This is a genomic window from Ramlibacter sp. PS3R-8 (assembly GCF_037572435.1).
Classification (GTDB): domain Bacteria; phylum Pseudomonadota; class Gammaproteobacteria; order Burkholderiales; family Burkholderiaceae_C; genus Ramlibacter.
In genome coordinates this window covers 145,552-167,437 of the sequence record NZ_JBBHGT010000008.1, presented here as the reverse complement: position 1 = coordinate 167,437, position 21,886 = coordinate 145,552, and the positions used below count along the sequence as shown (strand labels likewise).

At 67.6% G+C, this 21,886-nt stretch carries 26 protein-coding genes and 1 riboswitch; of the genes, 2 read left to right on the top strand and 24 right to left on the bottom strand.

The features are described 5' to 3' along the window. Positions 1-13: 13 nt before the first annotated feature. From thiD to WG902_RS21895, 4 genes are all read right to left on the bottom strand, one after another. A complete protein-coding gene (gene thiD, locus WG902_RS21910; RefSeq protein ID WP_340062334.1) occupies positions 14-856 on the bottom strand; it encodes a bifunctional hydroxymethylpyrimidine kinase/phosphomethylpyrimidine kinase in 843 nt (280 codons plus the stop codon). 65 nt (positions 857-921) lie between these two features. After that, positions 922-1,015, bottom strand: a riboswitch (TPP riboswitch). Between the two features lie 103 nt (positions 1,016-1,118). Continuing rightward, complete coding sequence (locus tag WG902_RS21905) at positions 1,119-1,898, bottom strand: SDR family NAD(P)-dependent oxidoreductase (RefSeq protein ID WP_340062333.1); 780 nt, start codon at positions 1,896-1,898, stop codon at positions 1,119-1,121. Between the two features lies 1 nt (position 1,899). After that, entirely contained in the window at positions 1,900-2,535 is a 636-nt protein-coding gene (locus WG902_RS21900) for a glutathione S-transferase family protein (RefSeq protein WP_340062332.1), read from the bottom strand. 44 nt (positions 2,536-2,579) lie between these two features. Beyond that, entirely contained in the window at positions 2,580-2,984 is a 405-nt protein-coding gene (locus WG902_RS21895) for an FKBP-type peptidyl-prolyl cis-trans isomerase (RefSeq protein ID WP_445263719.1), read from the bottom strand. A gap of 107 nt (positions 2,985-3,091) precedes the next feature. On the opposite strand from WG902_RS21895, the gene WG902_RS21890 reads away from it, so the two are divergent. Further along, positions 3,092-3,283, top strand: a complete 192-nt coding sequence (locus WG902_RS21890) for a DUF3606 domain-containing protein (protein ID WP_340062331.1) — start codon at positions 3,092-3,094, stop codon at positions 3,281-3,283. Between the two features lie 226 nt (positions 3,284-3,509). Here the strand turns inward: WG902_RS21890 and WG902_RS21885 are convergent, their stop codons facing one another. The 17 genes from WG902_RS21885 to WG902_RS21805 form a co-directional block, all read right to left on the bottom strand. Next, positions 3,510-5,495: a hybrid sensor histidine kinase/response regulator gene (locus WG902_RS21885; protein WP_340062330.1), complete on the bottom strand. Its 1,986-nt coding sequence runs from the start codon at positions 5,493-5,495 to the stop codon at positions 3,510-3,512. After that, on the bottom strand, positions 5,492-6,349 hold the full coding sequence (locus tag WG902_RS21880) for a sensor histidine kinase (protein ID WP_340062329.1): 858 nt from the start codon (positions 6,347-6,349) through the stop codon (positions 5,492-5,494). The genes WG902_RS21885 and WG902_RS21880 overlap by 4 nt, the downstream gene beginning before the upstream one ends. Positions 6,350-6,363: 14 nt before the next feature. Then, positions 6,364-7,371, bottom strand: a complete 1,008-nt coding sequence (locus WG902_RS21875) for an ATP-binding protein (protein WP_340062395.1) — start codon at positions 7,369-7,371, stop codon at positions 6,364-6,366. Beyond that, a complete protein-coding gene (locus WG902_RS21870) occupies positions 7,368-7,784 on the bottom strand; it encodes an anti-sigma regulatory factor (RefSeq protein ID WP_340062328.1) in 417 nt (138 codons plus the stop codon). The genes WG902_RS21875 and WG902_RS21870 overlap by 4 nt, the downstream gene beginning before the upstream one ends. Next, entirely contained in the window at positions 7,774-8,148 is a 375-nt protein-coding gene (locus WG902_RS21865; protein WP_340062327.1) for an STAS domain-containing protein, read from the bottom strand. Before WG902_RS21865 ends, WG902_RS21870 begins: the two co-directional genes overlap by 11 nt. A gap of 7 nt (positions 8,149-8,155) precedes the next feature. Next, the gene (locus tag WG902_RS21860) at positions 8,156-9,013 is read right to left on the bottom strand and encodes an STAS domain-containing protein (protein ID WP_340062326.1); all 858 of its coding nucleotides are present in this window, start codon (positions 9,011-9,013) and stop codon (positions 8,156-8,158) included. 85 nt (positions 9,014-9,098) lie between these two features. After that, on the bottom strand, positions 9,099-9,767 hold the full coding sequence (locus WG902_RS21855) for an HAD family hydrolase (protein ID WP_340062325.1): 669 nt from the start codon (positions 9,765-9,767) through the stop codon (positions 9,099-9,101). Further along, the gene (locus tag WG902_RS21850) at positions 9,764-10,168 is read right to left on the bottom strand and encodes a YchJ family protein (RefSeq protein WP_340062324.1); all 405 of its coding nucleotides are present in this window, start codon (positions 10,166-10,168) and stop codon (positions 9,764-9,766) included. Before WG902_RS21850 ends, WG902_RS21855 begins: the two co-directional genes overlap by 4 nt. 88 nt (positions 10,169-10,256) lie before the next feature. Continuing rightward, on the bottom strand, positions 10,257-11,387 hold the full coding sequence (locus WG902_RS21845) for an acyl-CoA dehydrogenase family protein (protein ID WP_340062323.1): 1,131 nt from the start codon (positions 11,385-11,387) through the stop codon (positions 10,257-10,259). Positions 11,388-11,390: 3 nt separating this feature from the next. Further along, positions 11,391-12,059, bottom strand: coding sequence for an SDR family oxidoreductase (locus tag WG902_RS21840; protein WP_340062394.1), 669 nt, complete (start codon positions 12,057-12,059; stop codon positions 11,391-11,393). After that, on the bottom strand, positions 12,056-13,237 hold the full coding sequence (locus tag WG902_RS21835; RefSeq protein ID WP_340062322.1) for an acetyl-CoA C-acyltransferase: 1,182 nt from the start codon (positions 13,235-13,237) through the stop codon (positions 12,056-12,058). Before WG902_RS21835 ends, WG902_RS21840 begins: the two co-directional genes overlap by 4 nt. Positions 13,238-13,242: 5 nt before the next feature. Continuing rightward, entirely contained in the window at positions 13,243-13,746 is a 504-nt protein-coding gene (locus WG902_RS21830) for a hypothetical protein (protein WP_340062321.1), read from the bottom strand. Further along, positions 13,743-15,563 (bottom strand): bifunctional isocitrate dehydrogenase kinase/phosphatase, encoded by a 1,821-nt coding sequence (gene aceK, locus WG902_RS21825; protein ID WP_340062320.1) that lies wholly within the window; start codon positions 15,561-15,563, stop codon positions 13,743-13,745. Before aceK ends, WG902_RS21830 begins: the two co-directional genes overlap by 4 nt. A 3-nt stretch (positions 15,564-15,566) precedes the next feature. Beyond that, complete coding sequence (gene can / locus WG902_RS21820; protein WP_340062319.1) at positions 15,567-16,223, bottom strand: carbonate dehydratase; 657 nt, start codon at positions 16,221-16,223, stop codon at positions 15,567-15,569. Positions 16,224-16,245: 22 nt separating this feature from the next. Beyond that, positions 16,246-17,424, bottom strand: a complete 1,179-nt coding sequence (locus WG902_RS21815) for an isovaleryl-CoA dehydrogenase (RefSeq protein WP_340062318.1) — start codon at positions 17,422-17,424, stop codon at positions 16,246-16,248. Positions 17,425-17,433: 9 nt separating this feature from the next. Then, a complete protein-coding gene (locus tag WG902_RS21810; RefSeq protein WP_340062317.1) occupies positions 17,434-17,895 on the bottom strand; it encodes a PaaI family thioesterase in 462 nt (153 codons plus the stop codon). Positions 17,896-17,930: 35 nt separating this feature from the next. Beyond that, complete coding sequence (locus WG902_RS21805; protein ID WP_340062316.1) at positions 17,931-18,350, bottom strand: MerR family transcriptional regulator; 420 nt, start codon at positions 18,348-18,350, stop codon at positions 17,931-17,933. Positions 18,351-18,439: 89 nt separating this feature from the next. Between WG902_RS21805 and WG902_RS21800 the strand changes: the two genes are divergently transcribed. Next, on the top strand, positions 18,440-19,510 hold the full coding sequence (locus WG902_RS21800) for an MBL fold metallo-hydrolase (protein WP_340062315.1): 1,071 nt from the start codon (positions 18,440-18,442) through the stop codon (positions 19,508-19,510). A gap of 89 nt (positions 19,511-19,599) precedes the next feature. Here the strand turns inward: WG902_RS21800 and WG902_RS21795 are convergent, their stop codons facing one another. The 3 genes from WG902_RS21795 to gmhB are packed head-to-tail and all read right to left on the bottom strand — an operon-like array spanning position 19,600 to position 21,886. Further along, positions 19,600-20,496, bottom strand: a complete 897-nt coding sequence (locus WG902_RS21795; protein ID WP_340062314.1) for a M48 family metallopeptidase — start codon at positions 20,494-20,496, stop codon at positions 19,600-19,602. 42 nt (positions 20,497-20,538) lie between these two features. After that, the gene (locus WG902_RS21790) at positions 20,539-21,303 is read right to left on the bottom strand and encodes a lysophospholipid acyltransferase family protein (protein WP_340062313.1); all 765 of its coding nucleotides are present in this window, start codon (positions 21,301-21,303) and stop codon (positions 20,539-20,541) included. Between the two features lie 16 nt (positions 21,304-21,319). Then, positions 21,320-21,886 carry a D-glycero-beta-D-manno-heptose 1,7-bisphosphate 7-phosphatase gene (gmhB, locus tag WG902_RS21785; protein ID WP_340062312.1) on the bottom strand — a complete coding sequence of 189 codons (567 nt, stop codon included), beginning with the start codon at positions 21,884-21,886 and terminating at the stop codon, positions 21,320-21,322.

Sequence of the window (21,886 nt, the reverse complement as noted above, 5' to 3'; positions counted from 1 at the left end):
GCGGCCCGGCGGCTCATGGCAGCGGCCGCAACTGCATCGCGTGCGGCGCGAACCCGTGGTTCAGCGGGCCGCTCCCGGCGCCGGTGCGCACCGGCGCGCCGGCCTGCAACGCACTGCGCACGAAGTCGCGCGACTGCCGCACGGCCTGCCCGAGGTCCGCGCCCAGGGCGAGGTGGCTGGCGATGGCGCTGGACAAGGTGCAACCGGTGCCGTGCGTGTTGCCGCTGGCGATGCGCGGGGCGCGCAACCACATCGGCGCCGCGCCGCGGGCCAGCAGCAGGTCGCTGACCGTGTCGCCGCTCAAGTGCCCGCCCTTGAGCAGCACGGCGCGCGCGCCCATCTCCAACAGCTTGCGCGCGGCCTGCTCCATGTCGGCTTCGCTGCGCAATTCCTGCTTGACCAGCAGGACGGCCTCGTCGAGGTTGGGCGTGACCACGGTGGCCAGCGGAAACAGCTCGCGCACCAGCACGTCGACAGCTTCGTCGTCGATCAGCACCGCGCCGCTGGTGGCGATCATCACGGGGTCGAGCACGACGGTGCGCAGCTGGTGGCGCTGCAGCGCGCCGGCCACCTCGCGCACCGTGGCGGCGGAATGCAGCATGCCGATCTTCACCGCGTCGACGCCGATGTCCTCCACCACCGCATCGATCTGGTCGCGCAGGATCTCCAGCGGCACGGCGTGGATGGAGCGCACGCCCAGGGTGTTCTGCGACGTGAGGGCGGTGATCGCCGTCATGCCGAAGCAGCCGAGCGCGGCGAAGGTCTTGAGGTCGGCCTGGATGCCCGCGCCGCCGCCCGAGTCGGAGCCCGCGATGGACAGGACCCGGGTGTATTGGAAGATGGCGGGGGATGGCATCGAGGCGCTCCTTCGGTACGCAGGCAAGCAGGTGCTCCGAAGGCTTCGCCCCCAACCCCGGTGGGGGTCAGGCTGTCAGCTCTCCTTCCGCCGGTCTGAACCGGTTCAAGTTCACGGGTCTGGTCTCAGCACGCGTCGCGTACACCCCGGAGCTGCGGTCATTGTGACACAGGGCGTCGGGGTGCGCTGCGCCAACCCGACCTCCACGGGGCTCCCCGTAGGTCGGGTTGCGCCGCAGGCGCACCCCGACACCTCGAAGTGCTCAGAACTTGGTGTAGCCGCCGTCGATGAGGAACTGCTCGCCGGTGGCGTAGCTCGACGCGTCGCTGGCCAGGTAGACGGCGATGCCGCCGAAGTCGTCGGCCTGGCCCCAGCGGCGGGCGGGGATGCGCGGGATGACGGCATCGGCGAACTTGGGGTTCTGCACGGAGCGCTCGGTCATGTCGGTCACGATCCAGCCGGGAAGGATGGAGTTGACGCGGATGCGATGGCGCGCCAGTTCGACCGCGAGGGCGCGCACCATCGACGTCACGGCGCCCTTGGACGCGCCGTAGTGGCTGTTGCGCGCCGCGCCTTCCACCGCCGCCGTGCTGGCCGTGGCCACCAGCGAGCCGCCCTGCCCGTGCTGTGCCATGTGGCGCGCAGCGGCGCGGAAGGTGAGGAACACGCCTTCGACATTGACCCGCTGCACGCGCCGGAACTCCTCCAGCGTCATCTCGGTCAGCAGCGTCCCCTTGCTGGAGACGCCCGCGTTGGCGAAGCAGCTGTCGACACGGCCGAGCGCGGCGATGGAATCCGCGAAAGCCCGCTCCACCTGCGCCTCGTCGCCGACATCGCAGGTGAAAGCGTGCACGCGGCCGGCGTCACCGCAGTCCTGCGCCAGCGCTGCCTGCGCCTGCTTCGTCTTGTCGGGGTTGGAGCCCCAGATCGCCACCCGCGCGCCGCAGGCCAGCAGTGCGCGCGCCATGCCGTAGCCGATGCCGCCATTGCCGCCGGTGACGACGGCCCCGCGGCCCGAAAGATCGAAGGGGGCGTACGCCATGTCAGGCCTGCTGCGACGCGAGCACCTTCTTCACCTGCGGCTGCGCATCCATGCGGCGCAGGTGGTCCGCCACCTTGGGGAAACGCTGCACGTCGACGCTGTCGCCCTCGAGCCAGCGGGAGATGGTGTACAGGTACAGGTCGCTCGTGCTGAAGCGCTCGCCCAGCACCCAGGGGCCCTGGAGCATCTTCTCCTCGATCAGCGTGAACGACTCCGTCATCGTCTGCGGCACCTTCTTCTGCATCGCCTGGAGCGATGCGCTGTCGTCCGCCTCGACCCAGCGGTAGCCGCGTCCCTTGTGCGCATGGTTCACGTGCACCGTCGAGGAAAGGTAACTGTTGAATTCGTTGACCTTGGCGAGCAGGAAGGCGTCGTCCAGCGGCGCCAGGCCGGCCTGCGGAAACGACTGCGCGACGAACTGCAGGATGGCGGGCGTCTCGGTCAGCACACCGCGGTCGGTGACCAGCGCCGGCACACGCCCCTTGGGGTTGACGCGCAGGAATTCGGGCGAGCGCTGCTGCTGCTGCTTGAAGTCCAGCCGCGTGGCCTGGTAGGGCGCGCCGGAATATTCCAGCGCCAGGTGGGATGCCAGGGCACAGGTGCCCGGCGCGTAGTAGAGGTTCAGGGAGGTGGCCATGGGGCGCGATTCTGTCCGCGAACGCGCCCGCGGTCCACCCGGGTTCACCCGCCGACGGAGACCAGTTCGATCTCGAACACCAGCGTGGCATTCGGCGGGATGACGCCACCGGCGCCGCTGGCGCCATAGGCCAGTTGCGGCGGGCACGTGATGCGCACCTTGCCGCCCGGCTTCATCATCTGCACGGCCTCCGTCCAGCACGGGATGACGCGGTTGAGCGGAAAGCTGGTGGGCTGGCCGCGCTTGTAGGAACTGTCGAATTCACGGCCATCCGGAAAGGTGCCGCGGTAATGCACCTTGACGTTGTCGGTGGCCTTGGGCGAGGCTCCGCTGCCCGCCTGCAGCGTCTCGACGACGATGCCGCTGGGCGTGGTGACCTTGGCGGTCTGCGCGCCGGCGGTGAGGCCGGCGAATGCGAACATGGAGCAGGCAATGAGGGAAAGGCGCATGGGTGCTTTCGGTCGGGTGATACGCACTTGATTATGGGTGCGGTTCCTACGTAACGGCGCGTTGCAGCGGCAGAGGATGGACTGCATCTCATCCAGGAGTGTCCCCCATGTCCGACGACAAATCGCAAACCGGCGGCCAGGACCGCGAGCGCATCAACATCAACCAGGACTACGAACTGCGCGACTGGGCCAAGTCCCTGAACACGACGCCAGAGCGCCTGAAGGAAGCCGTGGCCGCCGTGGGCGACCGCGCGGAAAAAGTCCGCGAGTTTCTCAGCAAGGACAAGCCGAGCCGCTGACGCGACCGGAATGCTGGCCAGCGCCAATGCAGCCCCGGTGTCAAGCGCTTTCCCGGCGCGCACCTGCCGGAGATATCCACCGCTGCTGTGGACAAGCGCCCATGTTTGGAGGCCTGCATGCCTGCAGAATCGAGGCTGGGTGCGGACCTGACTGCGCTGCTCAAAGCTTAGGCAGGCGCCGGCGGGCTTTCAGGAGTTGGTCAGCCAAGCGACCGTCGGTAGGCACTCAGGATCCCGCAGGCGGTGGGCAGCACTGGCGGATCGCACTGAGCAGCAGGTGCGGTTTCAGCGGCTTGCTCAAGTGCAGGTCGTAGCCCGCGTCGAGCGTCTTGCGCTGGTCCTCGGGGCGGGCAAAGGCCGTGAGTGCAATGGCGGGCAGCCGCGGCGCACCGCGCGCGTGTTCCATCTGCCGCACCTGCCGCACCAGTTCGTAACCGTCGCGGCCCGGCAGCCCGATGTCGCTGACCAGCACGTCGGGCCACTCCTGCTCCAGGAGCCGCACTGCCGCGTCGTAGTTGGCTGCCACCCGCACGCTGGCGCCGCGGTCGGCCAACACCAGCGTCATCATCTCGCTGGCTTCGCGGTCATCCTCCACGACGACGATGTCAAGCCCGTGCAGGTCGACACCGGACTCCTCCTCCGGCCCGAACTCCGACTCGGGTGCGTCTTCCGCCTGCGCCTCGCGCGTCGCCTCCACCGGCACCTCGACGTACATGCTGGTCCCCATTTGCGCTCCGGCGCTGTGCGCCCGCACCTGGCCGCCATGCAGGTCCACCAGGTGCTTGACGATCGAGAGACCGAGACCGAGACCGCCATGACGGCGGTTGCCCGGCGAGTCGCTCTGCGTGAAGCGATCGAACAGGTGGGGCAGGAACGCGCTGTCGATGCCCTGGCCGAAGTCCCGCACCTCCAGCGTCAGGCGGTCGTCTTCCCGGCGCAGCGTGACCAGCACTTGGCCGCCTTGCGGGGAGAACTTGATGGCGTTGGTCATCAGGTTCCAGAAGATCTGCTGGAAGCGCCCGGGGTCCAGCCACGCCGGCTTGTGCGCGGACTCCAGGTCGGTCTCCACGCGCAAACCGCGTTCGGTGATGCTGCCGGCCAGGGAGTCGATCGCGCTGGTGATCAGCTCGGCCGGATCGGCCCATTCCCGCTCCAGCCGCAGCTTGCCGGAATTGATGCGCGAAACATCCAGGATGTCCGAGATGATGCGCGCCTGCGCCTTGACGTTGCGCTCGATCGCCGCCAGCCCCTTTTCGCCCTCGGGCGTGGTGCCGCGGCGCTTGAGGATGTGGACCCAGCCCACGATGGCATTGAGCGGCGTGCGCAGTTCGTGCGACAGCACGGCGATGAAATCGTCCTTGGTGCGGCTGTGGCGCTCGGCCTCCAGGCGTGCCGCCTGTTCGCGCTCCAGCACGTCGCGGCGGCGCTGCTCCAGTTCGAACCGCTCCGAAGCGTCGATCGCGATGGCGATGCGCACGCCGGGCTCGACGTGCGACGAGATGCTCCACTCGAAATGCACGAGCCGCCCGCGCGCGTTGAGCAGCGGGAATTCGCCATGCCAGGGGCCGCGTTCCGCGGTCGGCAGGTTCAGCTGCGACTGGATCAGCCGATGCCATTCGACCGGCGCAAGGGCGGTGATGGGCCGCCCGAGCAATTCCTCGCGCGAGCGCCCCAGCAGGCGCAGCATCGCCGGGTTCGCGTCGGCGAAGCACGCCTGCTCGTCGAGCAACACGATGCCGCTCTGCGCCTGGTCGTAGATGGCGCGGAAGCGCTGTTCGCTGCGCCGCAGACTGTCCTCCGCCATCCGCGCGCGGATCAGCGCCTGCAGGGTGGCGACGAGCACGGCCGGCTCCACCGGGTGGACGAGGTAGCCATCGGCGCCCGCGTCCAGCCCCGCGACGCGGTCCTCGTCGCGGATGTACGCCGCCGAAAGATGGACGATCGGCAGCAGCGCTGTCACCGGACGCGCGCGGAGGTTTCGGCAGACCTCGAAGCCGTCGATGTCCGGCAGGTGGACGTCGAGCACGACCGCCGAGATGCCCTGCGCCGCCATGTCGAGCGCTTCCCGTCCCGTGGCCGCTTCCGCCGTTCGAAAACCGGCAGCCCGGATCACCCGCGCCGTCGAATAGCGCGTGGACGGGTTGTCATCCACCACCAGCACCGTGTGGGCCGAGCGGTCGATGGTGGCGATGATGACCTCGGACTCGATCATGCCGGCCTCGCGTCCTCCAGGTGGGTGGGGATGGTGACCGAGAAGGTGGAGCCCTTGCCGGGCTCGCTTTCCAGGCGTACCGTGCCTCCGATGAGCTGGGCCAGCTGCTTGCTCAGCGACAGGCCCAGGCCCGTTCCGCGCAGGCGCTTTTGCAACTGCGAGTGAACCTGCGAGAAGTCCTGGAAGATGGTGTGATGGAATTCCGACGCGATGCCGATGCCGCTGTCGGCCACCGAAAAGGTCACGCGCCCCGGGCCCTCGAGGCGCGCCGAGACGCGCACCTCACCCTTCGGCGTGAACTTCAGCGCATTGGAGATGAAGTTGCGAAGGATGTGCGAGAGCTTGCCGTCGTCGGTGTAGAGCTTGGGGATGTCCTGCGGCTCCTCGAACACCAGGTGGACGGCTGGATTGGTGAGGACCGGCTTGAACATGCCGCGCAGCGCGGAGAACAGGTCGACCATCTCGAACCAGGCCGGCGAGATTTCCACGCGCCCGGCTTCCACCTTGGCCAGGTCGAGCAGGTCGTCCACCATCTCGGCGAACTCGGCCGCGTTCTGCTGGATGAAGGTCACCTGCTTCTCCTGCTCCTCGGTCAGCGGCCCGTCCACCCGGTCGAGCAGCAGGCGCGTGATGCTGCGCATCGAATTGATGGGCGTGCGGAACTCGTGGCTCATGTAGGCCAGGAACCGGCTCTTGAGCGCGGTGGCTTCGCGCAGCTGGTCGGCCTGCGCGTCGAGCTCCGCATACAGGGCGAGCACGCCGCGGTTCGTTTCCTCGAGTTCGCCACGCAACATTTGCGCCTCCCGCTTCGCGTCTTCCAACGCCGCGGCCAGGTCGACAGGTGCGCCAGGCATACCGATGGCCATGGTCAATGGGCCCGCCGCACGACGGCCACCGTTGCGTCGTCGCGTCCCCTGCAATGATCGCGCAGCAGAATCGCCGCCGCCAGCGCCGGGTCGCGGCCGAGCACCGGCGCCAGGATTTCCGGTCGCCAGCGCGTTTCGATGCCGTCGGTGCACACGACCAGCAACGCATGTGGGGGCCAGTCGTGCCGGACCTCTTCGGGCGTGCGGATGGTGAGGCCGGCGGTGCCGTTCTGGGTGAGGATCGTCCGGTCGCTGGTCCCTGAAACCAGGCGTCCGACGACATTGCCGGCGCCGGCGCTGCGCACCGTGCCGGCGCCCGCATCGGCATGCAGCACCATGACGGCGGCGCCCCGCGTGGAGCGAAGGCGCGCATGCGCGCGCTCGATCAGCACGCGCGGGCCGGCGAGCGGGTCCTGCGCGAAAATCTCCAGCGCGGCGCGGGAGGCGTCCGCTGCCTCCGGCCCGTGGCCCAGGCCGTCGGCCACCATGATGGCGATCTCGTTGCCCTCCAGCGCAAAGGACCAGCCGTCACCGCAGACCTGCTCTCCCGGTGCGGGGAGGGCCACCGCACCGACGAGCGCCTCCGCCATGCCCGTCTGCGCATGACGCGCCCCGCGCACGCGCGCCACCACGACGGTGCCGCCCGGTACGCTGGAGTGCAGGTCGAAATGCTGTGACAGCCGGCGCACCGCGCCCAGGCCCGTGCCTGAAGTGCCTCCGGTGGAAAACCCGTCGTTCATGCAGCGCTCGATGTTCGCGATGCCGGGGCCTTCGTCGATGGCGATCACTTCCACCTCGGATCGGCCGGGGCGCGACGCCAGCAGCAAGCGCCCCTGGCGCGCATGACGCAACAGGTTGGTGGCCATTTCGGTCACGACCAGCGCCAGCCGGCCCGCCTCCACTTCGTCCAGTCCACAGTCGTACGCGAGCATCGCGCCATGCCGCCTTGCTTCGCCCACCCGGCTGGCGTCGCCGATGGGGAAGGCGGTGTGGAAACTGCCTTGGATCATTTCCACCGGGTGATGCTCACGCGTGTGCCGGCGCCCGGCGTGGATTCCAGCTCGAATTCATGCACCAGCCGCTTGCTGCCGGGCAGGCCCAGCCCCATGCCGGATTTCGAGGTCCAGCCGTCGGTGAGCGCCAGCTTGACGTCGGGGATGCCCGGCCCCTCGTCCTCGAAGTGCAGCCGCAGCCCGCGCCGCAGGCCGTCGTCCAGCAGCTCCCAGCGCATGGCGCCGCCGTGGCCGTGGATCAGGGTGTTGCGTGACAGCTCGCTGGCGGCGGTGATCATCTTGGTCTGGTCGACCAGCGAGAATTTCAGCTGCTGCGACAGCATGCGCACCTTCTGGCGGCTGGAGACGATGTCCTCTTCGCTGCGCAGCGGAACGGAGCCCGTTGTCGCTACCGAGTCGTCAGCGGGCAAGAGGCTTCTCCTTGCGGCCAGCCGCCAGGAGGTTCATGCCCTGCTCCACGTTGAGCGCAGTGCGCACGCCTTCGAGCGACAGCCCGAGCTCGACCAGCGTGATCGCCACGGCCGGCTGCATGCCGACGACGACGGTCGTCGCGTCGAGGATGCGCGAGATGCCGGAGATGCTGGCCAGCATGCGGCCGACGAAGGAGTCGACGATCTCGAGGGCGGAGATGTCGATCATCACGCCCTTGGCGCCGGTGACCGCGATCTTGTTGGCCAGGTCGTCCTGCAGGGCCATCGCCATCTGGTCCTGCATGTCGACCTGGATGGTGACCAGCAGGGTCTGGCCCATCTGCAGGATAGGAATGCGATACATCGGCGTCCTATTTCGCGCGCGAGACGACGTAGCCGCGCTGCGCCATCGCCAGCTCCAGCGCGTCGGCCAGGGTGGCCTTGGAGGCGATGCCGTGCAGGTCGATGCCCAGGTGCACGATGGTCTGCGCGATCTGCGGCCGGATGCCGCTGATGATGCATTCGGCGCCCATCAGGCGGATCGCGCTGACGGTTTTCAGCAGGTGCTGCGCGACCAGGGTGTCCACGGTGGGCACGCCCGTGATGTCGATGATGGCCAGCGTCGAGCCGGTGTCGACGATGCGCTGCAGGAGCGTTTCCATCACCACCTGCGTGCGCGCCGAATCGAGCGTCCCGATCATCGGCACCGCCAGCACGCCGTCGAACAGCTTGATGACGGGCGTGGAGAGTTCCAGCAAGTCCTGCTGCTGGCGCTTGATGATTTCTTCGCGCGTCTGCTGGTAGGTGGTGACCGTCCACTGCGCCATGCGATCGACCATGGTGGTGATCGCCCAGACGGCCGCCATCTGGCTTTCCGCCTGGCCGGCCATGTCCCGCTGGATTGCGGAAAACAGCGGACGCTTGAACGCCAGCACGAACACGCTGGTGTCGCCGGCGCCCTGCCCCTGCGCGGCGCGCGAGCGTGACAAGCCCTCCAGCGCCTGCCGCACGCCGTTCCACGCAGGCGCCTCGAAGTTGTCCGGGTCCGCCCCGGACTGCAGGGCCGGCCGGACCGCGCCGAGGATCTCTTCCGCTTCGCCACGCATCGCGCGCCGCGTGGCGTCGGTCAGGCGCGTGGATGCGGCGCCCGCCTCCTGCAGCCACTCGGCGAGGATCTGGTCTTGGTACCGGCCCAGCAGCTGGTGCAAGGCCTCGGTTTCTTTGGTCATGGTTTTGTCAGGGCCGGTAAATGGAAGCCAATTATGGGTGGTGCAGTTGAGCAGTTCCTGTAGGAAGAAGCTTACAACGTGCGAGCTAGCCCAGCAGGCCGGGCAATTCGGACATCGACGTGAAGACTTGCCCCGCCCCCGCGGCCCGCAGCGCACCCGGCGCGTCGTGTCCCGCTTCAGGGGGGCTGTATCCGAAGACGGTGGCGCCTGCGGACGCCCCCGCCGTCACGCCGGTCACCGTGTCTTCGACCACTGCGCAGCGCTCGGGCCGGACGCCGAGCGCTTCCATCGCGGCGAGGTAAACGTCGGGGAACGGCTTGGACCGCGGCGTCTCGTGTCCGCTGAAGACACGTCCCTCGAAGTAATCCATCAACCCGCATTTGCGCAACTGCAGTTCGACCTTGAAGCGATCGGCGCCGGAACAGCAGGCAATGCGCCCCTGGAAGCGTGAGCTCAATGCGGCCACTGCGTCCACCGCGCCGGGGATCGCCTCCACCCGCGCGACGAGGCCGTCGTTGCGGCGCTCGCGGAAACGCGCGAACCATTCCTCGGTGAGCGGGCGGCCGGTGCGGCGCTCGATCAGTTCGCGCTCATCCTTGACGGCCTTGCCGACGAACAGGCGCATGCACTCCTCGCGCGACAAGGTCCAGCCGAGCTCTTCCAGCATGTCGCGCAGCACGCCGTTGGTGATGCCCTCGCTGTCCACCAGCACGCCGTCGCAGTCGAACAGCACCGCGTCGTAACGCTGCTTCACTTGAGATCTCCGTCGAGGTAGTACCAGCGCCCATCGTCGCACACGAAGCGGCTGCGTTCATGCAGGCGCTGCGCGCGGCCAGCGAGGCGGGAGCGGGCCAGGAACTCCACCTCGGCGTGCGTTGCGTCCACCACGCGGTGATCGCGCACCTCGAGCCCCAGCCACTTCAGCCCCGGCTCGAATGCCAGTGACGGCGGGCGGCGGGACGGGTGCCACGTTGCGAGCAGGTAGTCGCCATCCTCGAGCACGAAGGCGCAGTACCGCGAGCGCATCAGCGCTTCGGCGTCGGGCGCCGGTTCATGGTCGAAGTCGGCCAGCAAGGGGCCGCAGCAGCGCGCGAACGGTCGCGGACGCTGGCGCGCGTCGCGCCCGCCGCACGGGCACGGGCCTTCGGCGGTCACCTGCGCGGCATCTCCCCGCGCCGCACCGCTCAGTGGACTACCCTCCGCGCTACGCGCTGCGGGATTCGCCTTGGGGCGGCCCGGCGGCTCATGCCAAGGCTCGCTGGATCAGGATCTTCTGCACGTCCGACGTGCCTTCGTAGATCTGGCACACGCGCACGTCGCGCCAGATGCGCTCCACCGGGAAGTCGTTGACGTAGCCGTAGCCGCCGAGCGTCTGGATCGCGGCGCTGCACACCTGCTCGGCCATCTCGCTGGCGAACAGCTTGGCCATCGCCGCTTCCTTGAGGCACGGCCGGCCGGCGTCGCGCAAGACCGCCGCGTGCCAGATCAATTGCCGCGCCGCCTCGATCTGCGTCGCGCAGTCGGCCAGGCGGAAGCCGACCGCCTGGTGGTTGAAGATCGCCGTGCCGAAACTCTGGCGCTCCTTGGCGTACTGGAGCGCCGCGTCGAAGGCGCTGCGCGCCATGCCGACGCTCTGCGCGGCGATGCCGATGCGGCCGCCCTCCAGGGCGGACAAGGCGATGCGGTAGCCCTCGCCTTCTTCGCCAATCAGGTTTTCCGCCGGCACGCGGCAGTCCTCGAAGTTGATCTGCGCGGTGTCGCTCGAATGCTGGCCGACCTTGTCCTCCAGCCGCGCGACCACGTAGCCGGGCGTGTCGGTCGGCACCAGGAAGGCGCTCATCCCGCGCTTGCCGGCCCCCTTGTCGGTGACGGCGATCACCACGGCAAGGTGTCCGTTCTTGCCGCTCGTGATGAATTGCTTGACGCCGTTGAGCACGTAGTGGTCACCCTGCTTCGCCGCCGTCGTCTTCAGCGCAGAGGCATCGCTGCCAACGTGCGGCTCGGTGAGGCAGAACACCCCCAGCAGTTCGCCTTGGGCCAGCCTGGTGAGCCACTTCTTCTTTTGCGCGGCGTTGCCGTAGCGCATGAGGATCGCGTTCACCGGGCAGTTGGTGACGCTGATGGCGGTGCTGGTGCCGCCGTCGCCCGCGGCAATTTCTTCCAGCACGATGGCCAGCGTCAGGTAGTCGAGGCCCGCGCCGCCAAGTTCCTCCGGCACGCAGATGCCGTACGCCCCAAGCGCCGCCAGTCCCTGGTGCGCCTCCTTGGGGAAAGTGTGTTCGCGATCCCAAAGCGCCGCGTTGGGCCATAGCTGCTCGGTGGCAAAGGCGCGCACCGCGTCACGGATCATTTCCTGGTCGGGATTCAGCAGCATGGGTTACCAGCCGGCGAACGGCCGGCCATCGTGTTCGAGGAAAGCGCCGCGTTGCTTGCGGGTGAGCGCCGCGATCGCCTTGCGCATGGAAGCCACGCTGTCCTGCACGGTCAGCGGGGCGCCGGCGCCGCCCATGTCGGTCTGCACCCAGCCGGGACTCATGGCGACCAGCAAGGCGTTCGGATAGTCGGCCTGCGCGGATGCCACGGCCATGTTCAACGCCGCCTTGCTGGCGCGGTACACCCAGCCGTAACTGGAGTCGACCCCGGCGATGTGCGCCATCTTGCTGCTGATGAAGACGAACTTGCCTGCCCCCGCCGCGACCAGCGGGGCGACCTGCGGGATCGCCTGCATCGCGCCCCACACGTTGGTGCGCATCACGTGGTCGAATTCCTCGCGCGCGGGCGGCTGCGTGGCGCCGCCGCGCGACATGACGCCCGCCACATACAGGGCAACGTCGATCTTCTCGCCGTCGAGCTGCCAGCCCAGGCCGCTGATGCTGGCGGCATCGGTGACGTCCAGGCGCAGCGGCTGCGCGCCCAGCGACTGCAGCGCCGCTATCCCCTCGTCGTCGCGCGCCGTGGCGATCACGCGATCACCGGCGGCGCGGTACTGGCGCACGAACTCCTGGCCGATGCCGCGCGAGGCGCCAATGACGAGGACGGTGGTCAGATCAGCTCCAGCGCCACCGACGTGCCCTCGCCGCCGCCGATGCACAGCGTGGCGATGCCGCGCTTGCCGCCGCGCGCCTTGAGCGCATGCAGCAGCGTGACCATGATGCGGGCGCCGGAGGCGCCAATGGGATGGCCCAGCGCACAGGCACCGCCATTGACGTTGACGATGTCGTGCGCCACCTTCAGTTCCTCCATCAGCGCCATCGGCACCACGGCAAAGGCTTCGTTGACTTCCCACAGGTCGACGTCCGCGACCTTCCAGCCCGTCTTGGCCAGCAGCTTCTGCGTGGCGCCGACCGGCGCCGTGGTGAACCACTCCGGCTCCTGCGCATGCGTGGCGTGGCCGACGAGGCGGGCCAGCGGCTTGACGCCCAGGCGCTTGGCGGTGCTCTCCGTCATCATCACCAGCGCCGCGGCGCCGTCGTTGATGGAGGAGCTGGAAGCAGCGGTGATGGTGCCGTCCTTCTTGAAGGCGGGCTTGAGCTGCGGAATCTTGTCGAGCTTCACCTTGCCCGGCCCCTCGTCGATGGAGACGAGGCGTTCACCGGCGCGGTCCTTCACGGTGACGGGGGTGATCTCCGTTGCGAACGCGCCGGACTCGGTGGCCTTCTTGGCGCGCTGGACCGATGCGGTGGCGAAGGCGTCCTGCGCCTCGCGCGTGAACTTGTACTTGGCCGCGCACTCCTCGCCGAAGGTGCCCATGGAGCGGCCGGCCTGGTACGCGTCCTCCAGGCCGTCGAGCATCATGTGGTCGTAGATCCTGTCGTGGCCCATGCGGTAGCCGCCCCGGCCCTTGAGCATCAGGTACGGCGCATTGGTCATGCTCTCCATGCCGCCGGCCACCATGATCTCGTGCGTGCCGGCCAGCAGCATGTCGTGCGCGAACATGGCGGCCTTCATGCCGGAGCCGCACATCTTGGACAGTGTCACGGCGCCCGAACTCTTGGGCAGCCCGCCCTTGAACGCGGCCTGGCGGGCGGGCGCCTGCCCTTGCCCGGCCATCAGGCAGTTGCCGAACAGGACCTCGCCGACCGCGTCGGACGGAATGCCCGCGCGCTCGACGGCCGCCTTGATCGCGGCGCCGCCGAGATCGTGCGCGGACAAGCCGGAAAAGTCGCCTTGGAAGCCGCCCATGGGGGTGCGGGCTGCGCCGACGATGACGATGGATTCAGCCATGGTGTTCACTCCTTTGAAATCGAAACGAAAGAAGGGCCGCGCTCTGCTTCGGCAACGCGGCGAATGTACTCCTGGAACTTGGGATCCTCACCGCTGAGCAGCAGCGGCAAGGCATTGTGGAAATCCTCGCGGCGGCACCATTCGCGCATGTAGTCGTCCCAGCTGTTCCAGCGGCGGCGCTCGGTCTCGCTCATGTCCTCCCTGTACGCGACCAGGAAGGCACGCTCGAACAGCGACATGAGCATGTCGAAGATGACGAGCATGCGCTCGCGCTGCTCGGACGTCGGATCGGGCAGCGGCTCCTGCGTTCGCAAGTGCAGGTCCGGATGGGCGAGCACGACCTTGAGGAAATCGTTGTAGGCATCGGAGAGCAGCTGGTAGCCCTCCTCCTCCTCGTTGTCGCGCTCCTTGCGCTGCTCCCAGGCAAAGAACGCGATCGCGAACGGCAGGCCGAGCGCCGTCACGATGAAGCTCGCGACCTCCCAGTACTCGCGCCATTGCGGGCTCATTGGAAGACCACTTTCGGCACGCGGCGGGGCGCATCCTGCCCGGGCCGCGTGAAACGCTTGCTGCGCTCGTAGGGGAACACGTCGTGCACGTGGCCGGCCAGGATGCGGTCCTTGTGGCCCTGCCAGAAGGCGGGGTCGAGCAGGTCGCCATGGTGTTTCATGAACACCTCGCGCACGGCCGGATTTCCCAGCAGAAAGGGGCCGAAGCTTTCCGGGAAGACATCCCTGGGGCCGACCTTGTACCAAACCTCGCCGGACATCTCCTCTTCCTCGGTGCGCGCCGGCGGCACCTTGCGGAAATTGCAGTCGGTCAGGTACTCGATCTCGTCGTAGTCGTAGAACACGACCTTGCCGTTGCGGGTGACGCCGAAGTTCTTCCACAGCATGTCGCCGGGGAAGATGTTGGCGGCCACCAGGTCCTTGATGGCGTTGCCGTATTCGACCACGACGTGCTCCACCTGCCCCCGCTCGCCGGCTTCGAAGGCCTCCTGCAGGTAGATGTTCAGCGGGATCATGCGTCGCTCGATGTAGAGGTGCCGGATGATCACCTCCTCCTGCCCGTCGCCGTCACGGTCGCTGATCTCCAGCTGGCTGGGAGCGAATTCGCGGATCTCCGCGATGAGGTCGTCCTCGAAGCGCTCGCGCGCGAACGCCACGGCGCTGTATTCCAGCGTGTCGGCCATGCGGCCCACGCGGTCGTGCTGCTTGACCAGCAGGTACTTGCCCTGGATCTGCTCGCGCGTGGTGTCCTTCTGCGGCGGATAGTGGTCCTTGATCACCTTGAAGACATAGGGGAACGAAGGCAGGTCGAACACCAGCATGACCATGCCCTTGATGCCGGGGGCGATGCGGAACTTGTCGCTGGAGTGCTTCTGGTGGTAGAGGAAGTCGCGATAGAACAAGGTCTTGCCCTGCTTGGCAAGGCCGAGGGCGCTGTACAACTCCCCGCGCGGCTTGCGCGGCATCAGCGAGCGCAGGAACTGGACGTACGCAGCCGGAATCTCCATGTCCACCATGAAGTAGGCGCGGGCGAAGGAGAACAGCATCTGCAATTCATCCTCGCCGAACAGGCACGCGTCGATGTAGAGCTTGCCGTTCCTGTCGTGGAGGATGGGCAGCGCGAAGGGCAACTCCGAGAACCCGTTGATGATCTTGCCGACCACATAGGCGCCCTTGTTGCGGAAGAAGACGGACGACAGCACCTGGACCTGGAAGTTGGCGCGCAGCTTGACGTGCGACAGCCGCGCGGCGATCGCCTCCAGCACCAGGCCGGCATCACGCGCCAGGTCCTCGAACGGGCGCTGCAGGCGGCAGTTGTCGACCATTCGCACGATGTCGTCGTGCAGGGTTTCGCGCGTCGGGTAGTAGGAGCGGTAGGTCGGCGCCGCGGCTGGCTCGTCGTTTTCGATGAACTCGGTGCTGACCGCCGGCCGCACGAAGATGAAGTCGTTGTGGAAGTACGTGCGGTGCAGGATCTTGGTGGTGACCGAATTGAAGAAGGTTTCCGCCAGCTCCGGCTGGTGATGGTCGATCAGCAACCCGATGTAGTGCAGCTTGACCTGGTGCCACACGTCCATCGGCTGGGCGCCGGCATTGAACTCCTGTTCCAGCCGGGCCACGGCCTCCTTCACCCGCAGGTCGTAGAACTCGATGCGTTCGCGCTGGGCGCGTTGCTGCCCGTGCCAGTCCGCTTGCTCGAAGCGCTGCTTGGCGAGCGCGGACTCGGTGCGAAACAGCCGGTAGTGGCGATTGAACCCGTCCAGCATCGCCCGGGCGATCTCATAGGCTTGCGGCGAGTCCAGGCGCTGCGGGAACATGGCTCACCTGTGTTTCGCCATCACGGCGGCCACCGCGGCCCGGTACACCGGTTCGATGTTGCCGGTGCTGTCCACCGTCATGTGCAGGTCCTGCAGCAGCCCGTCGTGCACGCCGAACGCCCAGCCGTGGATGCTGACCTTCTGGTTCTGCGCCCACGCGTCCACCATCACCGTGCTGACGCACAGGTTGACCACCTGCTCGATCACGTTCAGGTCCACCAGCGCATCGCCCCGCTTTTCCGGGGCGATGTTCTCCAGCATGCCGCGATGCCGGTCCCGCACGTCCTGGATATGCCGGATCCAGTTATCGGCCAGGCCGATGCGCGTGCCGTGCAGCGCCGCCAGGACGCCGCCGCAGCCGTAGTGGCCGACGATCATGATGTGCTCGACCTTCAGCATCTCCACGGCGAACTGCACCGTGGAAAGCGCATTCAGGTCGGAGTGGACGATGACATTGGCGACGTTGCGGTGAACGAAGACTTCGCCCGGCTCGAGGCCCGTGATCTGGTTGGCGGGCACCCGGCTGTCCGAACAGCCGATCCACATGAACTTGGGCTTCTGCTGTTGCGTGAGGCTGGTGAAGAAGCCCGGACGCGTGCGTTCCATGTCCGCAGCCCAGGCGCGGTTGTGGGTGAAGAGGTCGGTGATGGCGGTCGGCATGGCACTATTCTGAACGGTCGGCTCACATCGTCTCTGCGAACAGCTCGCGGCCGATCAGCATGCGGCGGATCTCGCTGGTGCCGGCGCCGATCTCGTACAGCTTGGCATCGCGCCACAGGCGGCCCAGCGGATAGTCGTTGATGTATCCGTTGCCGCCGAAGACCTGGATCCCCTCGCCCGCCATCCAGGTCGCCTTTTCCGCGCAATACAGGATGACCGATGCGCAGTCCTTGCGCACCTGCCGGATATGCTCGCTGCCCAGCTCGTCGAGGTTCTTGCCGACCGTGTAGCAGTAGGCGCGCGCGGCCTGCAGGATGGTGTACATGTCCGCCACCTTGCCCTGGATCAGCTGGAACTCGCCGATGCTCTGGCCGAACTGCCTGCGGTCGTGGATGTAGGGGATGACGTTGTCCATCACCGCCTGCATGATGCCGATGGGACCGGCCGCCAGCACGGCGCGCTCGTAGTCGAGTCCGCTCATGAGGACGCGCGCGCCGCCATTCAGCGTGCCGAGCACGTTTTCCGCCGGCACTTCGACGTTGTGGAACACCAGCTCGCCGGTGTGGCTGCCGCGCATGCCCAGCTTGTCGAGCTTCTGCGCGATGGAGAAGCCTTTCATGCCCTTTTCGATCAGGAACGCCGTGACGCCGCGCGCGCCGAGCTCGGGCTCCGTCTTGGCGTAGACCACCAGCGTGTCGGCGTCGGGGCCATTGGTGATCCAGAACTTGTTGCCATTGAGGACGTAGTAGCCGCCCTTGTCCTCGGCCTTGAGCTTCATCGAGATGACATCGCTGCCGGCGCCGGACTCGCTCATCGCCAGCGCGCCCACATGCTCGCCCGAGACCAGCTTGGGCAGGTACTTCTTCTTCTGGGCTTCACTGCCATTGCGCTTGATCTGGTTGACGCACAGGTTGCTGTGCGCGCCGTAGGAGAGCCCCACCGACGCGGACGCGCGCGAGATTTCCTCCATGGCCAGCATGTGCGCCAGATAACCCATGTTGGCGCCGCCGAATTCCTCGGGCACCGTGATGCCGAGCACGCCGATCTCGCCCATCTTGCGCCACAGGTCCATGGGGAACTGGTCGCTGCGATCGATCTCCGCCGCCCGCGGCGCGATCTCGGATTGCGCGAATGCGTGCACGGTGTCGCGCAGCGCCTCCAGGTCCTCGCCGAGGCCGAAGTTCAGGCCGGGTAGCTGCATGGTGTCTCCTCAGTTCTTGATGGCGTCGCGGCCGGTGATGGCCATCATGGTGGCGTTCATCGTGGAAACCAGCTTCTCGCGCCCGTCGTCCAGCGCGTAGGCGCGGCCCTCCACCACCGTGATGGTGCGCCCGGGCTTCAAGACCGTGCCTTCCATGCGGAAGCGCTGGCCCTTGGCCGGCGCCAGCAGGTTGATCTTGAACTCGATGGTCAGGACCCCGGCGTCGGCGGGCATCAGCGTGGAGGCCGCGTACCCGCAGGCAGAGTCGAGCGCCGTGGCGACGATGCCGGCGTGCAGGAAGCCGTGCTGCTGGGTCAGGCCTGCCTGCCAGGACAGCTCGATCACCACCCGGCCGGGGGCCACTTCGCCCAGCGTCGCGCCGATGGTGTGCATGGCGCCCTGTTTCGCAAAACTGGTGCGCACGCGCTCGGCGAATCCGGTGTCCTGCGGTTCGAAGCGGGTGGCGTCCATGGCAGCTCCCTGATTGACGTTTACGTAAACGTCAATTATGCCCTGACCTTTTCCTTGTCGACGCGGGCCAGCAGGGCCCGTGCCTCCTTCTCGTGGGTGCGCACTTCGTCCAGGTTGGCCTGCAGTTCCGCCATCTGCTCCTCCAGCTGCAGCCGGTGCTGCGCCAGGATGGTGAGGAATTTGCGCAGCTGCGGCCCTGTGTCGCGCGGGCTGTCGTACATGTCGATGATGTCCTTGGCCTCCGTCAACGAGAGGCCCAGCCGCTTGGCGCGCAGCGTGAGCTTCAGCCGGGTGCGGTCGCGCGGGGTGTACGTGCGATTGCGCCCCCCGGGGCCGGTGCGTTCCGGCCGCAGCAGCCCCATGTCTTCGTAGAAACGGATGGCGCGCGTCGTCAGGTCGAATTCGCGGGCCAGGTCGCCGATGGTGTAGGTCGTGTGGGAGTGCGGAGCAGCCATGGATGACGCGGGGTGAAAGCGCGGGCCGGCGGCCCTGCCTACAATGGGCGATTACATCTGACGTTTACGTCAACGTCAACTCGTCGCCCATGAACCTGCTGGAACAAGAACTGCAATACCCGCTGGGCGACACGTTGCCGGCGCCGGGAACCACGGTCGAGCTCGCGCCGGGCGTGCGCTGGATCCGCATGTCCCTGCCCTTCGCGCTGGACCACATCAACCTCTGGCTGCTGCGCGACAGCCTGGAGGGACGCGAGGGTTGGACGGTGGTGGACTGCTGCATCACGCGCGACGAGGCCAAGGCGCAGTGGGAACAGGTGTTCGCGAACGAGTTGCAGGGGCTGCCCATCCTGCGCGTGATCGTGACGCACATGCACCCGGACCACATCGGCCTGGCGCACTGGCTGTGCGAGCGCTGGAGCACAGCCGAGCACGAATGCCGGCTGTGGATCAGCGCCACCGACTACAACGCGGCGGTGATCGCATCGCAGCGCACCACCACCTTCGGCGGCGAAGGCACCGCGCGCTTCTTCGCCGCGCACGGGCTGGTGGATCCCGAGTCGCTGGAAAAGATCCGGGGCCGCACCAGTTACTACAGCGGCATGGTGCCCGCCCTGCCACCGCGCTACCGTCGCATGCAGGACGGCGACGTCGTGGCGATCGGTGGGCACGGGTGGCGCTGCATCAGCGGCTTCGGCCACGCGCCGGAACACATCGCGCTGTATTGCGAGGAGCTGCAGGTGCTGATCAGCGGCGACATGGTGCTGCCGCGCATTTCCACCAACGTGAGCGTGTACGAACTCGAGCCGGAAGGCAACGCCCTGGTGCAGTTCCTGAACTCGATCGACAAATTCCTGCCGTTGCCCGAGCAGACGCTGGTGCTGCCGTCGCACGGCAAGCCATTTCGCGGCCTGCACGCGCGCATCCGGCAACTGCATGACCATCACCGCGACCGGCTCGCGGAGGTGATGGAGGCCGCGCACGAGCGGCCGGTTTCCGCCTGTGATGTGCTGCCGGTGCTGTTCAAGCGCAAACTGGATTTGCACCAGACCACTTTCGCGATGGGCGAGTCGATCGCGCACCTGCATGCGCTGTGGCATGGAGGCAGGTTGCGGCGCACGCGCGATGCCGAAGGGGTGTGGCGGTTCGCGCCGGCGTGAGGGTGTCGGGGTCGCTGCGCGAACCCGACCTACGGAAGACGGAATCGCAGGCCGGGTTCGCGTAGCGACCCCGGCGAAAACCGGCACGCTCACCAGGCCGGGATCGCCTCGTCCTTCAACTTGCTGCGCAGTTCGGAGTAATTCGGCACCACCGTGCCGACCGTCTCCCAGAACCGCGGGCTGTGGTCCATCACGCGCAGGTGGCTCAGTTCGTGCGCCACCACGTAATCGATCACCGGCAGGCCGAAATGCACCAGCCGCCAGTTCAGGCGAATCGAGCCGTCACTGTGCGCCGTCCCCCACAAAGTGCCCGCGCTGGACAGCGTCAGCTTGCGCCATTGCACTTTCAGCTGCGGTGCGTAGTGGTCCAGTCGTTCGGCGAACAGGCGCTTGGCCTGCCGCATCAGCCAGGCCTGGACCGCATCGCGGATCTGCGCCGGCTGTGCGGTTTGCGGCAGCCCGAGATGCAGGGTGAGCCGCGGCATGCCGGGCAGGGCCTGGCCGTCCGTGTTCAGCACGCCGCCCGCGTCGTTGCGCGGATCCAGCACGACGATGACCGTCTCGCCCAGGTACGGGAAGGTGGCGCCGTCCTTCCAGTCGATGCGCGCCGCCTCCAGCCTGTCGTGCCGCTCGCGCGCCGCCTCCAGCTTGGTCACGATCCAGCGCTTCTTCTCGCGCACGGCGCGGTCCACCTCGCCCAGGGTCACCCAGCGCGGTGCGCTGACCACCAGGCCTTCGGCGCCGACGGTGAAGCCGATGTTCTTGCGCTTGGCGCGGCGGAATTCGTAGGCGACCAGGACCGTCCCGAGCAGGACCTCCCGGTTGGCGTCGGGGTGGCGAAAAGCCTGCGGGGAAAGGACCTGGTCGAAGGGCTCGCCGGGGGACGAGACCAGTTCGTCGGTCGGGACCTGTGGCGCGGACTTCGGCTTGGGTGTCGGTTTCGGCTCGTCGAACAGGTCGAGAAAAAGCTGAAACGGAGACTGCATGGGCCGCGATTTTAAGGGCGGCGCCCGCAGATTGCCGCGCGATTACACCTTCGCCGGCTCGCGCTGGGAATCTTTCGCATAGGCGTCGGGGTCCAGCCGACGCATTTCGGCCTCGATCCAGGCCTCCACCTCCCGCATCATTTCCTCGGGCGCGCGTCCCTGGCTCGGGATCGGCTTGCCGATGGACACGTCCACCAGGCCCGGCCGCTTGATGAACGCCTTGCGCGGCCAACACTTGGCGGAAGCCACCGCGATCGGGATCACGGGCGCGCCGGTCGCCACCGCCAGCCGCGTGCCGCCCAATTTGTAGACGCCCTGCTCGCCGCGCGGGATGCGGGTGCCTTCCGGGAACATGATCACCCAGATGCCCTGCGCCAGCAGCCGCTTGCCCTGCTCCACCACCTTGTTGAAGGCCTGCGCGCGCTGGCTGCGGTCGATGTGGATCATGTCCATGCGGCCCATGGCCCAACCGAAGAACGGGATGTAGATCAGCTCGCGCTTGAAGACGTACGCCAGCGGGTGCGGCATCAGCGAGGGCATCAGGAAGGTTTCCAGCGTCGACTGGTGCTTGACCAGCAGGATGGCCGGACTGGTCTTGCCCTGGGGCAGGTTTTCCATGCCGGTCACGCGCACCTGCACTCCGCACAGGATGCGCAGGGCGTCGATCTGCCAGGTCAGCCAGCGCGCGGCCTTCCAGTACATCTGCTCGCCGTTGGCCCACATGGAGGCGACCACCATCCAGATGCCCCAGGGGACGACCGTGAGCAGCATCCACAGGGTATGCAGCAGGGAACGAAAGAAAGCCATGCGCGCGCAGTATCGCTCAGGGGGCGCGCGGCGCGGGAACGCGCGCCGTCAGCCATTCGGCGAAGGCCGCCAGGTCGCGATGCACCCGGGTACCTTCAGGGAAGCCTTCGGGCAGCGGCTTGCCGCGCAAGCTCTCGCCCTTGCCGGTGAGCACCAGGTTCGGCAGGCAGCCGACGGCGGCGCCCGCCTGCAGGTCGCGCACGGTATCGCCGACCACGTGCGCAGTGCGCAAATCAACGCCGAACCGCTCGCCGATCTGCTCGAACAGGCCCGGCGCCGGCTTGCGGCATTGGCAGCCCTCGTCCGGGCTGTGCGGGCAGTAGAAGACCGCGTCGATGCGGCCGCCCAGCGCGGCGACCGCCTTGTGCATCTTGGCGTGGATCGCGTTCAGCGATGCCACGTCGAACAGTCCGCGGCCCAGGCCCGACTGGTTGCTGGCGACGGCCACGTGCCAGCCGCCGTGGTTCAGGCGTGCAATGGCCTCCAGCGCGCCGGGCAGCGGCTGCCACTCCTCCGGCGTCTTGATGAATTCGTCGCTGTCGACGTTGATGGTGCCGTCGCGGTCGAGAATGACGAGCTTCAT

What these genes read in the sequence shown, in the direction of transcription:
- thiD (WP_340062334.1), bottom strand. Translation starts at nt 856, where the DNA reads ATGCCATCCCCCGCCATCTTCCAATACACCCGGGTCCTGTCCATCGCG.
- WG902_RS21905 (WP_340062333.1), bottom strand. Translation starts at nt 1,898, where the DNA reads ATGGCGTACGCCCCCTTCGATCTTTCGGGCCGCGGGGCCGTCGTCACC.
- WG902_RS21900 (WP_340062332.1), bottom strand. Translation starts at nt 2,535, where the DNA reads ATGGCCACCTCCCTGAACCTCTACTACGCGCCGGGCACCTGTGCCCTG.
- WG902_RS21895 (WP_445263719.1), bottom strand. Translation starts at nt 2,984, where the DNA reads ATGCGCCTTTCCCTCATTGCCTGCTCCATGTTCGCATTCGCCGGCCTC.
- WG902_RS21890 (WP_340062331.1), top strand. Translation starts at nt 3,092, where the DNA reads ATGTCCGACGACAAATCGCAAACCGGCGGCCAGGACCGCGAGCGCATC.
- WG902_RS21885 (WP_340062330.1), bottom strand. Translation starts at nt 5,495, where the DNA reads ATGATCGAGTCCGAGGTCATCATCGCCACCATCGACCGCTCGGCCCAC.
- WG902_RS21880 (WP_340062329.1), bottom strand. Translation starts at nt 6,349, where the DNA reads ATGCCTGGCGCACCTGTCGACCTGGCCGCGGCGTTGGAAGACGCGAAG.
- WG902_RS21875 (WP_340062395.1), bottom strand. Translation starts at nt 7,371, where the DNA reads ATGATCCAAGGCAGTTTCCACACCGCCTTCCCCATCGGCGACGCCAGC.
- WG902_RS21865 (WP_340062327.1), bottom strand. Translation starts at nt 8,148, where the DNA reads ATGTATCGCATTCCTATCCTGCAGATGGGCCAGACCCTGCTGGTCACC.
- WG902_RS21860 (WP_340062326.1), bottom strand. Translation starts at nt 9,013, where the DNA reads ATGACCAAAGAAACCGAGGCCTTGCACCAGCTGCTGGGCCGGTACCAA.
- WG902_RS21845 (WP_340062323.1), bottom strand. Translation starts at nt 11,387, where the DNA reads ATGCTGCTGAATCCCGACCAGGAAATGATCCGTGACGCGGTGCGCGCC.
- WG902_RS21835 (WP_340062322.1), bottom strand. Translation starts at nt 13,237, where the DNA reads ATGGCTGAATCCATCGTCATCGTCGGCGCAGCCCGCACCCCCATGGGC.
- WG902_RS21830 (WP_340062321.1), bottom strand. Translation starts at nt 13,746, where the DNA reads ATGAGCCCGCAATGGCGCGAGTACTGGGAGGTCGCGAGCTTCATCGTG.
- aceK (WP_340062320.1), bottom strand. Translation starts at nt 15,563, where the DNA reads ATGTTCCCGCAGCGCCTGGACTCGCCGCAAGCCTATGAGATCGCCCGG.
- can (WP_340062319.1), bottom strand. Translation starts at nt 16,223, where the DNA reads ATGCCGACCGCCATCACCGACCTCTTCACCCACAACCGCGCCTGGGCT.
- WG902_RS21815 (WP_340062318.1), bottom strand. Translation starts at nt 17,424, where the DNA reads ATGCAGCTACCCGGCCTGAACTTCGGCCTCGGCGAGGACCTGGAGGCG.
- WG902_RS21810 (WP_340062317.1), bottom strand. Translation starts at nt 17,895, where the DNA reads ATGGACGCCACCCGCTTCGAACCGCAGGACACCGGATTCGCCGAGCGC.
- WG902_RS21805 (WP_340062316.1), bottom strand. Translation starts at nt 18,350, where the DNA reads ATGGCTGCTCCGCACTCCCACACGACCTACACCATCGGCGACCTGGCC.
- WG902_RS21800 (WP_340062315.1), top strand. Translation starts at nt 18,440, where the DNA reads ATGAACCTGCTGGAACAAGAACTGCAATACCCGCTGGGCGACACGTTG.
- WG902_RS21795 (WP_340062314.1), bottom strand. Translation starts at nt 20,496, where the DNA reads ATGCAGTCTCCGTTTCAGCTTTTTCTCGACCTGTTCGACGAGCCGAAA.
- WG902_RS21790 (WP_340062313.1), bottom strand. Translation starts at nt 21,303, where the DNA reads ATGGCTTTCTTTCGTTCCCTGCTGCATACCCTGTGGATGCTGCTCACG.
- gmhB (WP_340062312.1), bottom strand. Translation starts at nt 21,886, where the DNA reads ATGAAGCTCGTCATTCTCGACCGCGACGGCACCATCAACGTCGACAGC.